General features: G+C 54.5%; 1 protein-coding gene. It reads right to left on the reverse strand.

From position 1 onward, the window contains the following. Nucleotides 1–246, reverse strand: a 246-nt coding sequence (locus tag ACTHUM_RS19665) for an endonuclease/exonuclease/phosphatase family protein (protein ID WP_440403964.1), incomplete at its 3' end; no start/stop codon positions are given. Nucleotides 247–453: the final 207 nt, after the last annotated feature.

Here is a 453-nt window from a genome sequence, read left to right on the forward strand (position 1 = left end):
GGTGGGGAGGCCGCAATGTACGTCTTGCGGTGCGTGGCGGCTGATGATGGCGACGCCGTTGTAGGTTTTTTGGCCGCTCCAGACGCAATGCCAGCCCATCATTTGCAGGGCGGCGGCTGGGAATTTGTCTTGGTCGAGCTTGAGTTCTTGTAAGGCGAGTATGTCGGCTTGGTGGTCGGCCAGCCAGTTTTGTACTTGGGGCAGGCGGACGTTGAGGGAATTGACGTTCCAAGTGGCGATTTTCATGATGTTTCCGTGTGTGCTGTTGGGTGGGAAGGCGGCGGATTGCGCCTGTGGGCATGGGCGGTATTGTATAGCGGATTGGTTTATTTTTCGATATGGGCTGATAGTGGCAGGCCGTCTGAAAGCTGATGTTTCAGACGGCCTTGATGTTGTGATGTGGAATAATTTGTTTATTCAGCCTGGTCTTTGAGCGTGCGCAGGGTATTGAGG

This window comes from Neisseria sp. P0021.S006 (assembly GCF_051956895.1).